Annotated in this window: 15 protein-coding genes; 6 read left to right on the top strand and 9 right to left on the bottom strand. The window is 30.3% G+C overall.

The features are described from left to right. Positions 1–113: 113 nt before the first annotated feature. From JEY78_RS09640 to JEY78_RS09630, 3 genes are read right to left on the bottom strand one after another with little or no spacing between them, the layout of a single operon-like run. Positions 114–938 (bottom strand): mechanosensitive ion channel domain-containing protein, encoded by an 825-nt coding sequence (locus JEY78_RS09640; RefSeq protein WP_291850184.1) that lies wholly within the window; start codon positions 936–938, stop codon positions 114–116. Between the two features lie 27 nt (positions 939–965). Next, a complete protein-coding gene (locus JEY78_RS09635) occupies positions 966–1,178 on the bottom strand; it encodes a hypothetical protein (protein ID WP_291850182.1) in 213 nt (70 codons plus the stop codon). Beyond that, positions 1,178–1,744, bottom strand: a complete 567-nt coding sequence (locus JEY78_RS09630; protein ID WP_291850179.1) for a sigma-70 family RNA polymerase sigma factor — start codon at positions 1,742–1,744, stop codon at positions 1,178–1,180. The genes JEY78_RS09635 and JEY78_RS09630 overlap by 1 nt, the downstream gene beginning before the upstream one ends. Before the next feature lie 147 nt (positions 1,745–1,891). On the opposite strand from JEY78_RS09630, the gene JEY78_RS09625 reads away from it, so the two are divergent. Together JEY78_RS09625 and rpe are read left to right on the top strand one after the other, a co-directional pair. After that, positions 1,892–2,755 carry a sigma-70 family RNA polymerase sigma factor gene (locus tag JEY78_RS09625; protein ID WP_291850176.1) on the top strand — a complete coding sequence of 288 codons (864 nt, stop codon included), beginning with the start codon at positions 1,892–1,894 and terminating at the stop codon, positions 2,753–2,755. A 93-nt stretch (positions 2,756–2,848) separates the two neighbouring features. Beyond that, on the top strand, positions 2,849–3,511 hold the full coding sequence (rpe, locus tag JEY78_RS09620; protein WP_291850174.1) for a ribulose-phosphate 3-epimerase: 663 nt from the start codon (positions 2,849–2,851) through the stop codon (positions 3,509–3,511). On the opposite strand, the gene JEY78_RS09615 is transcribed toward rpe, so the two are convergent. Beyond that, positions 3,508–3,945 carry a CBS domain-containing protein gene (locus JEY78_RS09615; protein ID WP_291850170.1) on the bottom strand — a complete coding sequence of 146 codons (438 nt, stop codon included), beginning with the start codon at positions 3,943–3,945 and terminating at the stop codon, positions 3,508–3,510. The genes rpe and JEY78_RS09615 overlap by 4 nt on opposite strands. Positions 3,946–4,077: 132 nt before the next feature. Between JEY78_RS09615 and modA the strand changes: the two genes are divergently transcribed. Genes modA through JEY78_RS09595 form a run of 4 tightly spaced genes read left to right on the top strand, consistent with a single transcriptional unit; the run spans position 4,078 to position 6,791 of the window. After that, a complete protein-coding gene (gene modA, locus JEY78_RS09610) occupies positions 4,078–4,857 on the top strand; it encodes a molybdate ABC transporter substrate-binding protein (protein WP_291850167.1) in 780 nt (259 codons plus the stop codon). Continuing rightward, complete coding sequence (locus JEY78_RS09605; RefSeq protein ID WP_291850164.1) at positions 4,850–5,248, top strand: TOBE domain-containing protein; 399 nt, start codon at positions 4,850–4,852, stop codon at positions 5,246–5,248. Before modA ends, JEY78_RS09605 begins: the two co-directional genes overlap by 8 nt. Then, positions 5,248–5,919 carry a molybdate ABC transporter permease subunit gene (gene modB, locus JEY78_RS09600; RefSeq protein ID WP_291850223.1) on the top strand — a complete coding sequence of 224 codons (672 nt, stop codon included), beginning with the start codon at positions 5,248–5,250 and terminating at the stop codon, positions 5,917–5,919. Before JEY78_RS09605 ends, modB begins: the two co-directional genes overlap by 1 nt. Further along, positions 5,916–6,791, top strand: a complete 876-nt coding sequence (locus JEY78_RS09595; RefSeq protein WP_291850161.1) for an ATP-binding cassette domain-containing protein — start codon at positions 5,916–5,918, stop codon at positions 6,789–6,791. Before modB ends, JEY78_RS09595 begins: the two co-directional genes overlap by 4 nt. A gap of 49 nt (positions 6,792–6,840) precedes the next feature. On the opposite strand, the gene JEY78_RS09590 is transcribed toward JEY78_RS09595, so the two are convergent. The 5 genes from JEY78_RS09590 to JEY78_RS09570 all read right to left on the bottom strand — a co-directional run bounded on the left by JEY78_RS09590 (position 6,841) and on the right by JEY78_RS09570 (position 15,789). After that, positions 6,841–9,051: a beta-glucosidase gene (locus JEY78_RS09590; RefSeq protein ID WP_291850158.1), complete on the bottom strand. Its 2,211-nt coding sequence runs from the start codon at positions 9,049–9,051 to the stop codon at positions 6,841–6,843. A 5-nt stretch (positions 9,052–9,056) separates the two neighbouring features. Then, a complete protein-coding gene (locus JEY78_RS09585) occupies positions 9,057–10,466 on the bottom strand; it encodes a hypothetical protein (RefSeq protein WP_291850155.1) in 1,410 nt (469 codons plus the stop codon). 131 nt (positions 10,467–10,597) lie between these two features. Further along, positions 10,598–13,231, bottom strand: coding sequence for a glycoside hydrolase family 3 C-terminal domain-containing protein (locus JEY78_RS09580; RefSeq protein ID WP_291850153.1), 2,634 nt, complete (start codon positions 13,229–13,231; stop codon positions 10,598–10,600). An 85-nt stretch (positions 13,232–13,316) separates the two neighbouring features. Beyond that, positions 13,317–14,165: a hypothetical protein gene (locus JEY78_RS09575; protein ID WP_291850150.1), complete on the bottom strand. Its 849-nt coding sequence runs from the start codon at positions 14,163–14,165 to the stop codon at positions 13,317–13,319. 4 nt (positions 14,166–14,169) lie between these two features. Then, entirely contained in the window at positions 14,170–15,789 is a 1,620-nt protein-coding gene (locus JEY78_RS09570) for a glycoside hydrolase family 43 protein (protein WP_291850147.1), read from the bottom strand. Positions 15,790–15,944 lie beyond the last annotated feature (155 nt).

Below are 15,944 nucleotides of genomic sequence, written 5' to 3'. Positions count from 1 at the left end.
TCATTGGTTTTACCAATGATTGGCTTTCTAACTCTCTTAATAATAAAAATGACTAACCCCTGCATTTTTATTAAGTTTTATTTTGAATAGTGTTTCTTTTCTATTCAAAAAAATTATTTTATTGTTACTTTTTGATCAACAAAATGTTTAATTGGCATTATCACAATACCTTCTTTAGTTTTAATTGTAATACAAATATTATCTATTTCTTCAATTACTCCTTCAACCTTTTTAGTTTTAATATGCTGCCCTATTTCAAAATTTCTACGCGAGTAAAAACCAAATAATAATCTGGTAATGATATCTCTTGCTCCTAAACCAAAAGCAATTGTAAAGGAAATTAAAACAGATCCTAATATTAAAGTTAAGTTGCTTGTAATTATTTCTGTATTTACACCTGCTTGATTTAATGCGGTAATTGAAACAAAAACAACAATTACATAAAATGCTATATTACTTACTAAATTAGAACCAGAAAGCTCCATAGATTTAAAAGTATCTACTATTGAATTTTTTATGATAGAAGCAAAATAAACTCCAACTACAAAAATTAATAAAGCAGTAATTAATACTGGCAAGTAGGCAATAAAGCTTCCTATTCCTTCAGAAATCATTTTTAAACCCAAAATTTCAGAAGCTATTACAACAAAAACTAAAATCAATAAATACTTTATAAATTTTAAAATTATTTCAGAAGGCACAACATTATAATCGCTTTTACCAAATAATTTTGCTTCGTTTAACTTTGTGGTAATGGAATCTATTTTAGTTATTTTTAAAAATCGTTTCAAAACATAGTTTACTACCTTAATTGCAATATAGGCCAAAATTATAAAGCCAATACCTAATAATATTTTTGGTATAACTGAAAGTATGGATCTCCACAAATCTTGTGCAAACGAAAAGTTTACATTATTTAATTGAATAATTGATTTCATTATTAATATGGGTTAGTTTATATTAAATTAGTCTTTCAACAAATCATTGTTGTTCATTTTATTTTTTACGATTTCCTTTTCTGTAATTAAAAATTCACCAATAGTATTTGGATATTTTACAGCAAATAAATCGGCAATATCAATAGAAAGCTTAATCAACGAAATATCGTTAATTACCTTTTCACGAAGTACTTTTGGCACTTCTTCGTTATGCAATATTTTCTTAAACGGATTTTCCATTATTTAAGATTTTCATATACATTAATTACTTTCTCTCTAGCTCTCTTTAAGCGCATTTTTACAGCACTCTCACCTATTTCTAAGGATTCTGAAATTTCTTTTATTGAAAAATCATCTTGATATTTCATTAACAAAATCATTTTTTCATCAGGCTCTATCAATTCTAGTGATTTTTTTAATTTATCAGCTTTCATTTCAAACAATGACTCTTCACTAGAATCTAACTCATCTGAATCTGAAATATCCACTTCAAAATTCTTTTCATTTTTCTTATAATTATTTCGTGTAACGTAATTCACACAAAAATTATAGGTAAATGAATATAGCCAAGTTGAAAACTTAGCAGTTCCTTTAAATGTTCTTAATTTTACAAACAACTTAATAAAAACATCATGTGTTAAATCTTGTGCTTCTTCTTTTGAAGTTGCAAAACCATAACACTTATTATACACCATACTAACATGCCTATCATAAAGAACAGCAAACAAATTTGAATTATTTGTTTTAACTATCTTTTGAACTAACTCGTTATCACTTAATAACGATATGTCGTTAGATGATTTCAATTATCTTTTATTGGGTTATATCTTTAAGACTCATTTGCATTAAAAAAGTCACAAAAAAAATTATTTATTTTATTTTGTAACATTTTCAAAAATACAACGTATATATATTAGACCCTATTAATAAACTAATTAATTTTTAGCTACTAAATGAGACAACTTAAGATTACAAAACAGGTTACTAACAGAGAAACCGCATCATTAGACAAATATTTACAGGAAATTGGAAAGGTAGATTTAATTACTGCCGAAATGGAAGTTGAATTAGCACAAAAAATTAAAGCTGGCGACCAAGCTGCTTTAGAAAGATTAACAAAAGCGAATTTACGTTTTGTTGTATCTGTAGCAAAACAATATCAAAATCAAGGATTAACATTACCCGATTTAATTAACGAAGGAAATTTAGGTTTAATTAAAGCTGCAAAACGTTTTGATGAAACACGTGGATTTAAGTTTATTTCTTACGCTGTTTGGTGGATTCGTCAATCTATTTTACAAGCATTAGCTGAACAATCTCGTATTGTACGTTTACCTTTAAATAAGATTGGTTCTATTAACAAAATCAATAAAATGTACGCGTTTTTAGAACAAGAAAATGAAAGACCTCCATCTGCAGAAGAAATTGCTAAGAAATTAGATATGACTGTAAATGATGTAAAAGAGTCTATGAAAAACTCTGGTCGTCACGTATCTATGGATGCTCCTTTAATTGAAGGTGAAGATTCAAACCTTTATGATGTATTGAATACTGGTGAATCTCCAAATCCAGACAAGGCGTTATTACACGAATCATTAAAAGTTGAAATTGAACGCGCTTTAGAAACTTTAACACCAAGAGAAGCTGATGTTGTTCAATTATACTTTGGTTTAGGTGATGCACACCCAATGACTTTGGAAGAAATTGGGGAAACTTTTGATTTAACACGTGAACGTGTTCGTCAAATTAAAGAAAAAGCAATTAGAAGATTAAAACATACTTCAAGAAGTAAAATTTTAAAAACATATTTAGGTTAATTTTTATTAACTTTTTAAAAATCAGTAAAAAACGCTCGAAATTTCGAGCGTTTTTTGTTTATAAATCATACTTTTGCAAAAAACTTCATAAAAATGAATAAATTTATTGCTCCATCAATGTTAGCTGCAGATTTTGCTAATTTACAACGAGATATTGAAATGATTAACAACAGTAAAGCCGATTGGTTTCATATTGATGTAATGGACGGTATGTTTGTTCCTAATATTTCATTTGGTATGCCAGTTATTAGCGCTATTAAAAAACACGCTAAAAAAACAATGGATGTACATTTAATGATTGTTGATCCAGATAGATATATTGCAGATTTTAAAAAAGTTGGAGCTGATATTTTAACGGTACATTATGAAGCTTGCCCTCACTTACATAGAACAATTCAAGAAATAAAAAGACAAGGAATGAAAGCGGGAGTTTCTTTAAATCCACATACGCCAATTGCTGTTTTAGAAGATATTATTGCTGATTTAGATTTGGTGTTAATAATGAGTGTAAACCCAGGTTTTGGTGGACAAAGTTTTATTGAAAACACCTACAAAAAAGTACAACAATTACGTGCGTTGATTGAATTTAGCGAATCCGACGCCCTAATTGAAGTTGATGGAGGCGTAACAGATCAAAATATTGAACAATTATTAGAAGCTGGAGTTGATGCCTTTGTTGCTGGAAGTTTTGTGTTTAAAAGTGAAAACCCAACATCAACTATAGCTAATTTAAAAGGATTAGTTTCTGGAATTTAAGCACTTTCTAATTCGTATTGTTCCAATAAATATTTTAACAAATCTGTAGTTGTTACTATTCCAACAAGTTCGTCTAAATCTACAACTGGTAATGCGTGAAACTCATTTTTTGCTAAAATTTCAGCAACCGATTTTATAGTAATATTTGACGTAACTTTAATTGGATTTTTAACCATAATTTGCTCAATACTAAGCATATCGTAAATGGCATTATCTATTTTTATTTCATCAGCATCATAAGAATCTAAAAAACTTATTCGCTTTAAGTCAGATAAACTTAACATACCAATAATATGTTTTCCTTTATCAACAACTGGAATATGACGGATATGAAAATCTTTAAATAATCGTTCGGCTTTAAATAAATCGTCAGAAAGTTTTAACGTTACAAGTTTCGTTGACATTATTTTCGATACAGGTTCTAGACGTTTCATAATTAAAATATTTACTAATTATATAAAGTTCTTAAAATAATAGTAAATTTAGTATGACCAAAATCATATTATACAATTTTGAGGTGTTATATTAGCATTCAATATCCGAAATTCATCAAAAAAAAAACTTCAATGAAAAAACCACTTTTTTACTTTCAAAAGGTTTTTATTCCACTAATTCTTATTTCAACAATAGTTTCATGCACAACAAAAAATGAAAAATTAACTATTGCAACAGCAGCAAATATGCAATATACAGTTAATGAAATGATTGACGTTTTTCATTCAGAAACTGGTATTGAATGCCAAACGGTTGTTTCATCTTCAGGAAAATTAACCGCACAAATTCAGGAAGGAGCTCCTTTTGATCTTTTTATTTCTGCAGACACCAAATATCCAAATGAATTATTTAAAAATGGTTTCACCCAAACTGAACCTAAAATTTATGCCTATGGAAAGTTAATATTATGGACATTAAAAGATGATATACAACCATCGTTAAAATTATTAACATCTGAAAAAATTAAACATATTGCAAGTCCAAATCCTAAAACTGCACCCTATGGAATTGCTGCTGAGGAAGTTTTAAATTATTATAAAATTTTAGATTCTGTAAATCTAAAATTAGTTTTTGGAGAAAGTGTTGCTCAAACTAACCAATTTATTACGTCAAAAGTTGCAGAGCTAGGTTTTACAGCAAAATCTGTAGTTTTAAGTCCAAACTTAAAAGAAAAAGGTGCTTTTATAGAAATAGATGAGGCTTCCTACAATCCTATCGCTCAGAGTGCTGTTATTATTAAAAATAGTGGGAAAAACTCAAGTAAATCAGAAAAATTCTTTAATTTTCTGTTTTCGAAAAAAGGAAAAGAAATCCTTATAAAACACGGTTATACTGTAATAGATAATGAATAAATTACAAGGTACTATTAATAATATTATCAGCAATGAGAGCTTATCATTAGTTTATATTACTGTAAATGATTTAAAAATAACTGCTATTGTAATTGATACTCCAGATACAAGTCCTTTATTGCAAAAAGGAAAAGCTATTACTGTTATTTTTAAAGAAACCGAAGTAATTATTGGTACAGGTACAAATCATACTATTAGTATGCAAAATAAGTTTGTTGGACCAATTATTTCTATAGAGTCTAAGGCATTGCTAAGTAAACTTATAATTGAAACTAGCGTTGGCAAAATAACATCTATTATAACAACAAATGCAGTAAAACAGTTAAAATTAATTGTTGGATTAGAAGTGACCGCTATGGTTAAAACTAACGAAATTTTAGTAACGGAATGATAGATTGGGCTCCACTCATATTAACCTTTAAATTAGCATTAATAACAACGTTTTTGCTTTTTATAATATCCATTCCATTGGCATATTGGATGGCTTTTACAAAGTCTAAATTTAAACCCGTTATTGAAACCTTAGTAAGCATGCCATTGGTATTGCCGCCAACAGTTATTGGGTTTTATTTATTGATTGCATTTAGTCCAGCAAACTCATTTGGAAACTGGTTAAATGAATGGTTGGGTTTAAAATTGGTATTTTCTTTTGAAGGCTTACTTTTTGCATCCATAATTTATAGTTTGCCTTTTATGGTACATCCTATCCAAAGCGGATTTACCAACTTACCAGTTTCATTAAAAGAAATGTCTTACGTATTAGGGAAATCAAGGTATACTACTATTTTAAAGGTGTTATTACCAAATATAAAATCATCATTATTAACAGGTATAGTTTTGGCTTTTGCACATACAATTGGTGAATTTGGTGTAGTTTTAATGATTGGAGGAAATATACCTGGAAAAACAAAAGTTGCTTCCATTGCCATTTATGATGAAGTTGAAGCCTTAAATTATGGTGCTGCAAATACATATTCCTTAATTTTATTTGCTTTAACTTTTAGTATTCTATTAATTGTGTATTTGTTTAATAATGGATATTTAAAACAGTTTCACAAATGATAGCATTAAACTTTCAAAAAAAATTAATTGCAGCCACTGGTGAAATGTTGCTTTCTGTAGAAACATCAATTGAAGAAGGTAGCTTAGTAACATTGTTTGGCAAATCTGGCGCAGGAAAAACCACCATTCTAAGAATTTTAGGAGGTTTAACCCAACCCGATTTTGGTGAAATTAATGTTGATGGCACAACTTGGTTAAACACTTCAAAAAAAATAAATTTAAAACCGCAAAAAAGAAAAGTTGGGTACGTTTTTCAGGATTATGCGCTTTTTCCAAATATGACGGTGAAGCAAAATTTAGAGTTTGCACTTAAAAAAGATGATGATATCACTATTATTAATCACTTAATTGAAATGGTTGAACTCGGTGAGCTTCAAAATAGAAAACCAATAACACTTTCTGGTGGACAACAACAAAGAGTTGCATTAGCAAGAGCCTTGGTTCAAAAGCCAAAAATATTATTATTAGACGAACCTCTTTCTGCTTTAGATGAAGAAATTAGATATAAATTACAACAATATATTTTAAAAGTTCATAAAGAATTTGGCTTAACAACATTATTAATTAGCCACGATGTTTCTGAAGTTTTAAGAATGTCTGACCATGTTATTGAGTTAAATGAAGGGAAAATAATTAGACAAGGACCCACCAATCAAATTTTTAATTATCAAGATTTAAGTGCGAAATTTCAATTAACAGGAACACTAATCCAAATCATAAAACAAGATTTTATTTACATTTTATCTGTTCAAATTGGAAAAGACATTGTTAAAATAGTGGCGGATGAAAGTGAAGGAAAGGATTTAATGATTGGTGATAAAATTTTAATTTCTGCAAAAGCGTTTAACCCTATAATACAAAAAATAGGATAATTTATTTAAAAAACTATCCTATTTTTAGTAATTTAAAATAATTCAATCTTTAATTGATTGTAATTTTAATTTCTTTTGAAATATTATTTGAAGCATTACCAACATAAATCAAATAATCTCCTTTTTCTAAATTCCAGTTTGAAATACTTTCATCATAAAAGGATAAATTATTGGTGTTTATTGAAATTTTAACAAAATTTGAACTTCCCTTAAAAACTTCTACTTTTTGAAATCCTTTCAATTCTTTTAAAGCTCTTTTAACTTTTGATTTTGGCTTTCCAACATATATTTGAACAACTTCTGACCCATTAAATTTACCAGTATTTAAAACATCTCCACTAATAACAATCGTTTCATTTTGAACATATTGTTTTTTGTCCGTTTTAAAATCAGACAGTTTAAAAGTTGTGTATGATTTTCCTTCTCCAAAAGCAAATAACGGTTGTATTTTTTTAGTATCATGCCAACGATAACCAACTAAAATATCTTCTTTATAATATTGATTGATACTATCACCTGGATACGACAATTTACCAAACGAATGTGCTGCATTATCACTCAACTTTTTAGGAAAAGTAAACGGTAATTTACCTGATGGATTTACATCACCACTCGCAACATCTGCAATTGCATTACCTGCTTCACTACCTAAGTACCACATTTGTATTAATCCTTTTACGCTGTTGATCCAAGGCATTTCAACAGCGTTACCACTTACCAAAATAACTCCTAAATTCTTGTTAACTTTCAAAAGGTCATTCAGCAACTCATTTTGCCCAAAAGGCAATCCAAACTCTTGTCTGTCGCCACCTTCACAATCTTGTAAATGATTTTTATTTAGACCACCAAAAAACAATACAACATCAGCTTTTGAAGCCACTTCTAACGCTTCATTTTTAAGTTTTTCCAAATTCAATGTTGAAGACAACACTTTTCCATATGCCGAAGGACCAGAAGCATATCCCATTGCATGAACTATGGTTGCATTTTTAAATCGTGCTTGTAAACCTTGTAATGGTGCTATTTCATTTTTTGCTTTTAATTCTGAAGAACCTCCACCTACTGTCATTGATTTTGTAGCATTTTCACCAATTACAGCTATTGTCATTTTTTTATTAGGATCAATTGGGAAAAAAGAATCTTCATTCTTCAACAACACAATTCCTTCACCAGCAATTTTTCGAGCCACATCTATATGCTCTTGATTATTCATTCTGCCAAATGGTCTATTTTCAGACATATTGGTTCTAAACATTAAACGTAAAATTCTTCTAACTTTATCATTTAAAACCTCCACCCCAACTTCTCCCTTTTTTAACATTTCTATAAAAGGATTTGCCAAATAGTAATAGTCATAGGTATTTTTAGTGGAAGTTGTTAAACCATCAGTTCCTGTGCCCATTTCCATATCTAACCCAAATAATGCCGCTTCTTTGGTATTATGAGTTGAACCCCAATCTGAAATAACAACACCATCAAATGCCCAATCTTTCTTTAAAATAGTGTTCATTAACAATTCATTGTGAGTTGTATGTTGACCTCTAAGTTGATTATAAGCTCCCATTATTGACCAAACCTTTCCTTCTTTTACGGCAGCTTTAAAAGCTGGCAAATAAATTTCATACAACGCTCTATCACTAATTTCAACATTAATGTGTCCTCTCCATAACTCCTGGTTATTTAATGCATAATGTTTTACACAAGCAGCAACACCATTTTGCTGAACACCTTGAATATAAGGACCTACCATTTTGGAAGTTAAAAAAGGATCTTCACCCATATATTCAAAATTTCTCCCATTTAAAGGGGTTCTATACATATTAACTCCAGGTCCTAAAAGCACATCCTTTTTCCTGTAACGCGCCTCTTCTCCTAAATTAATACCATATTCTTTTGAAAGTTTTGGATTGAAGGTTGCTGCCAAACAAGTTAATGCAGGAAATGCAGTAATAGAATCATTAGTCCAATTTGCATATCCCCAATCATCCCAATTTATTTCACCACGAACACCATGAGGACCATCAGACATCCAAATTTCAGGAATTCCTAACCGGTCAACTCCAGGTGTTGAAAACTTAGATTGTGCATGACACATGGCAATTTTTTCTTCTAAAGTTAATAGTGAGATAATACTATCTATTTTTTCATCAATTTGTTTTTCAAAGCCTATATTTTGTGTGATTCCTTCAAAAGAAAAAAGACCCAAAAACAACAAGTTGATTCCTAAAATCAAATATTTTGTTTTGTTATATTTAATCATATTATCTATTTTATTATTTTAAAAGTATTAAATGATTTTTCAGATAATTGGACACTAAATTGCTTATTTCCTATTTCAAAACTTTTGCTTGTAGCATTTCCTGAATTATAATAAATAATGATTACGGAATCTGCATTTTTAAAAGCAAGACAATTTTTATCTGAAGTATCTATTTTGACAGCTCCTTGCATAATAAAATTACTAAAATGCTTCATCAAATAAAACTCAGGGTTGTATGTAACTTTTTTTGTTTTAGAATCTACTGTAATCATTGAATTTTGTCTCCAACCCCACTGGCTTTTTCCTGTTTCATTTAAAACCATATTCCAATACATATACGAATTTGCTCCATTATTAAAATAATGTTTCATAAGTTCAAATGTATGTTCTGCTGCTGCCCAATTATTTGACCCATCACCACACTCCGTTTCTGTCTGCATTAATTTAAGCTCAGGATATTTTTTATTTACTCCAGGAATTGCATCTTTTCCCGCCCATTGAAACCCAACTCCTTTAATATATTTTTTAGCTATTGGATTTGACAATACACTATCTACTCTTTCAATTTGTGGACGCTCAATAGTCCCTAACCATATTTCTGTACTTAAAGAATCAGCTTCAAACTTTGGGCCTAAATAATTTCCAATAAATATTCCTAAGTCGGAAGGGCTCCAAACAGATGAAGGAAAGCTTTGACAAGAATTAGGTTCGTTCTGAACATGCACAGCATAAATATCAATCCCTTCTTTTTGATAAGCTTTAATAAATTTAGAAAAATACAATGCATAAGCACTTAGGTACTTATTATCCATTCTAAATTGAGTTTCCATTTCTTTTCCTTTACCCTCTTCTTGTAAATCATTTACAACATCAGGATTACAAGCATAATTATTATTCGATTTCATCCAAGATGGAGGACACCAAGGTGAAGCCCATATTTTTATATTAGAATTGTATGTTTGTGCTTTTTTAATATAAGGAATCAATCTTAGCTTATCTCTATCAATAGAAAAATTAATCATTTCAAAATCATCAACCATTTCATTATGACTATACCAATCTACAGCATAATCATTTGCTCCAATAGGCATCCTGAATATATTGAAATCACAACCTTTATCAATATCAAAAAGTGAATCAAATATTTTATGCTGTTCAACTTCTACTAATGCATGAACAGCTTCCCAACCTAACTCATTAAAACATCCACCAAATCCATCGATTACTTGCTGCTTTTTATCTGGATAAATTTGAATTGTAGCATCAGAAATATTATTATTTTTAAAAATAGCTACCTTTTTTGTTTCCCATTGGTTAGCAGGAGAACTGCTAATCCACTCCATATTCATTTCTTGTTTTGAACAACTTAATAATGTGATGAATAATACAATGGCTAATAAAATTATTTTTTTCATATTAAAACGTTTTTAAATTTCCCATATTTTTAGGAGATTACATAATATTGATAACTTGAAAATTATTTTTTTTTAATACAATTATTCCCCTTTTAGTATTCATTTTCTGTACATAAAAAACATATGTTTAACTAATTATTTACCTTATAAACTTCACCTGTGATATGAACTTTTTTTGAAATTATTTTTTGAACTGTTTCAAGCTGTTTATTAGGTTGTGAGCCTCCTACTGAAATTAACAATATTTCGTCATTCACTACTTGAGAATAGTTTTTATCAACTATCGCTAATTGTTTTGGAGTTACTATAAAATTAACAGTTTTGGTTTCACCAACTTTTAAAAATATCCTTTTAAACCCAATCAAGTTGCGCGTTGGATTAAATCCATCGTCAATTAATTTTGTTGAATACAATTGTACTATTTCCTCTCCATTTACATTTCCTGAGTTAGTAACATCAACCGAAGCAATTAATTCCTTATTGGTTTTATTTGAATCTGGAATTTTAAAATTTGAATATGTAAAAGTTGTAAAACTTAACCCGAAACCAAATTCATACAATGGCTCTCCTTTAAAATAACGGTATGTTTTCCCTTTCATATTATAATCAGAGAATGCTGGAATATCATTAATATCTTTGTAAAAAGTTAAAGGTAATCTACCTGCCGGATTGTAATCTCCAAAAATAACATCGGCAATGGCTGTACCTCCAGCTTGCCCTGGATACCAAGCTTCAATAATAGCAGGGATATTTTCATTTTCCCAATTAATTGCGACAGCACTACCGTTTAACAAGACTAACACCATTGGTTTCCCAAGTTTTTGCAATTTTTTCATCAAGTCTGTTTGTGTACTAGGTAACTTTATATCTAATCTGTCTCCGCCCGAAAATCCAGCAACTTTTACTTTCATTTCTTCACCTTCTAACAATGGACTTAACCCCATACAAAGAATAATAACATCTGATTTTTTGGCTAACTCGATGGCTTCATTTTCTAAACCATTATTTGGAGCTTCCCATAAAAACTTCATAATAGCATATTCTGTATTATTTTGTTTATATTCTAACTTCATTTTATAAGGTTTCCCTGCTTCTAACGTAACATATTCATATTCTTTTTTAGGATGATGAACATCTTCACGAGCAACAACTAAACTATCATTTAAATATAATTTCATTCCAGAAAAAGCTTCTCCACCTAATGCATATTCCTCGGTTTTAGGAACTGATATATATCCTGTCCAACGTATCGAAAATTGATCGTATTTTAAATCTTCAAAAGGTGCATTCGTTCCCCATACAAAATCGACAAGCTTATCAATTTGTGTATGCAGAGGAATTCCTTCACAATCTAAATTGGAAAAATACTCAGCATTTAGACCATTTTCTTTTAATGATTCATCTGTAAATAAAACTGTTGAAGGCACTACTTCAAAAATTGGTAATCCTTCTGCTAATTTACAGCCAACAGCATAATTCACTTCGGTATTTGGTAATTTTTGTATAATCCCATTTAGTGGTGTTACAGGGTTTGATGGATAGCCATTGTAATTTCCTAATAAGACTTCTAAATCGTTCGCATTTGGACCAATCACTGCTACTTTTTTAAAGTCTTTTCGTAATGGTAATAAATTGTTCTCATTTTTTAGTAAAACCATGGATTTACGTGCAGTTTCTAAAGCTAATAAACGGTGTGTTTCAGAATCAACCACATCATAAGAAATATCTTCATATTTTACTGCTCCTTCTGGGGCAAATAAGCCCAATCTTAAACGAGCAACAACCAATCTCTCTAACGAAACATCTAACTCACTCTCAGTTATATAACCATTTTTTACGGCTTCTACCAGCGCAGGGTAAGTACTTCCACAATTTAAGTCGGTACCCGCTTTTACAGCCATAGCTGCTGCTTCTTGTTGTGTTTCAGTTATTCCATGAGCATCTTTATTGTAAAAATCAACAATTGCCCAGCAATCTGAAACAATATACCCTTTAAAACCCCATTCTTTTCTCAGCAAATTACTTAACTCCATATTTCCACAACAAGGCAATCCATTGTAACTATTATAAGCACACATTACTGAATATACACCTGCTTTTTTCACTACTTTTTCAAATTGAGGACTGTATGTATTTATCATGTCATAAGGTGTTGGAGTGGCATTGAAACGATGTCTATCTATTTCTGGCCCACTGTGAACCACAAAATGCTTAGCAGTAGCAATTAATTTAAAATAATTTGGGTCATCGCCTTGTAAACCTTTAATAAATTGAACCCCCAATTCACCTGTTAAATAAGGATCTTCGCCATAAGTTTCCATTCCTCTACCCCAACGTGGGTCTCTAAAAATATTAATATTAGGTGTCCAATATGTTAATCCTTGGTAAATCCCTCTTTTATTGCGAGCAGCAAATTCATGATGCTTCGCTCTGGCTTCGTCTGAAATAGTTGTGGCTACTTTAAACATTTGCGCTGTATCCCACATTGCTGCCATTCCAATAGCTTGTGGAAAAACCGTTGCTTTTCCAGCCCTCGCAACTCCATGTAAACATTCATTCCACCAATTATATGCAGGAATTTCTAATCTATCAATTGCAGGAGAATCGTAGCTCATCTGTGAAACTTTTTCTTCTAAGGTCATTAATGACACCAAATATTTTGCTCGCTCTTCAAAACTTTTATCAGTGTTTTTATGAGTTGGAATTTCATTATTACAAGAATTACTAACTGTGATAAGTATGATACAATAAATTATTTTTTTCATTCTAAATTGTTTAAATGATAAGCTCTCAAAAAGGATGAGAGTATTATTCTATATTTATTTTTAAGCTTACTAAATACCTAGAATTTTATTTAGAATAAAGCTTAAAAAAATCTTCAAAATTCTTAATATTTTCTAATCCCAAAATCCAACAAACTTCAGAAAGATCTGAAAAGTTTATTCCACCTGCAGAAACGGCCTCATTATTGTAATGCCAATCCTTCACATTATACTTATTTGCTAAATTGATAGCAAATGCCCATATTTCAACTAATTTAGGATCAGTAAATTTCTCATTCCAATTGGCAAATGCAGGATTACGAAATCCTGGTATCCAGTTTCCAACTGCATTTCCATCAGGTATTTTATGATAATCAACACTGGTCTGTACATATTCCAAACCTTCAGTAGAAGTTACTTTTTCATTCCAACCACTATGTTGAACAACATGTATGCGTTGTGAAGTTTTTAATTTAGGAATTTCGGTCTGAATAGCTTGAATCAATTTTGCTGTAAAATCGGATTGACCAGCCTCTGCAATCCAAACATCTCCTTGTTTAGATAATGTTGCTACAACAAGATTCTTAACCTTTTCACTTGCTTCTTTTAAGTTTTCATGAGCATCTGTCCAGTTATCTTCAAAGGCGCGCTGAAATAACTCATTTAGCGGAACATAAAGTCCATCTTGAATTCCATTGGTACCAGCTACTGAATGGTAATTTATTTTTGAAAAATCAGGTTGAGACATCAACATGGTTAAGGCTGCTGCCTTATGGAGATCATCTACATCCGTTTTACAATCAAATTGTACTAATTTTAAATCTTTTTCAATATTAAAAATGCTTCTTTGTGAATTTTTATTAGTAACAATGTCACTATTAAAATACATCAGAATTGTTGCTATTATTAATGATAACGGTAATGTTAATAGTTTCATTTTTTTATTTCTCTTTATATTCAAACCAATCAAAACTTGCTGTTGCTTTTGTTTTTTGCCCATGACTTGTTGCATACATTCCTATTCCTGCTCCATTAAATTGATTTCTATTTCCGTCAGCAATAACTATTAAACTTTGTATTTCGCCTATTTGTTTCATGTTATTTTCGGTTTTATCATAACTAAAAACTACTTCCAAATTATCTGCTTCAGCTTTTAAAAATATTTCAGAATTTGTATAAGGAACTCTAGCTATTTCTTCTTTTATTCCTTTGAATGATTTAATCAGTACCAGTTCATTTTTTCCTTTTAGCAACAAATAAAAATTTTCGTTTGTTCTATAAATTGCTAAACCAGCTTGCTCATTTATTGTAGAAGTTTTGAATGATAATTTGGTGCTTGCAGAAAACTGATGATGTTCTATTCTTTGAATAATTAATGAAGAATTTACAAGACTATCTATAACTTCTGGTCTCAGATTCATCTCAAAATTCCCATTCGATATTTCATAAAATTGCTCTTTTGGCGTTCTAATCGTACACCATTTCAAAACCAATTCACTAGTTTCAAACTCATCTTTTTTAGCCTGTTCTTTAAATGGATTCCAAGTTAAGTTTGGTCTTTGTTGTTCTTCAAGTACTTTTCCTTCACCTCTATTAAAAACAGGTGTTTTACCATCAAATTCAACTTTAGATAGAAATGTTTCACGTGCCAGCGTTGTTTCTCCATCAATAATTCTTTTACCAAGAGACACACACCACCATTCTCCATTTTGAGTTTCAACCAAATCTCCGTGCCCAATGGCCTGAATAGGATAATCACTTCCCAAATGCCGATGCGTTAATACAGGGTTTATCATATCAGTAATGTAAGGGCCCCATAAAGAATCACTATGATGTACTGAAAGTGCATGGTATAAACCTGCCCCTCCTTCAGATAGAATTAACATATATGCTCCATTAATTTTGTATAAATGTGGGCCTTCAGTATAGGACGCGTTATTCTCGTGACCATAGGTGAATATTTTTCTTTGACCTACTAATTTCTGCTGTTCCAAATCCAGTTCCTGCGTCCATATTCCACATTGAATTTGCCAAACTTGTTCTTCAATCCATGTATGACCCGGGTAATAACAATTGCCATCTTCATCCCTCATTAAAGAAGGATCAATACCAGGAGCATCTTTTATCCAAATTGGATTAGGCCATGGGCCTACAGGATCTTTTTCTATTAAATAAAAATTACCTCCACTACCAACTCCGGTTGTTATTAAATAAAATAAATCATCATGTTGCCTTATCTTCACTGCATAAATTCCCATTCTATCCTGAAGTCCATCAAGGTCTATCTGATCTGGACGATGAATTCCGTTTCCAATTTGTTCCCTGTTTACTAAATCTTTACTATGATAAATAGGAATCCCTGGATACCATATAAATGTTGAATTCACCAAATAATAATCATCTCCTACTCTACAAAAAGATGGATCGGGATGATATCCTGATAATATTGGGTTTTTAAATGTATTTGGGATCTCTTGGCCAATAACTAAAACTTGTGAAAGGATAAATATTAAATTAAAAACTACAATTAATTTATGCCAATTTGTTTTAACTTTTTTCATTATTCCTTTTTATAAATTCTACCAAAAGCTATGTTAAAAATATAGAACAACGTGTTTTACCACGTTGTTCTAACACCTAAATTAAATATGAAATCACTCTTATTCTCCTATTTAGGATTTTATGAAATACTAATAGGTATCCTCTACCGACCTAT

This window comes from Lutibacter sp. (assembly GCF_016342705.1).
GTDB lineage: Bacteria > Bacteroidota > Bacteroidia > Flavobacteriales > Flavobacteriaceae > Lutibacter.
This window is presented reverse-complemented; position numbering and strand designations above follow the sequence as displayed.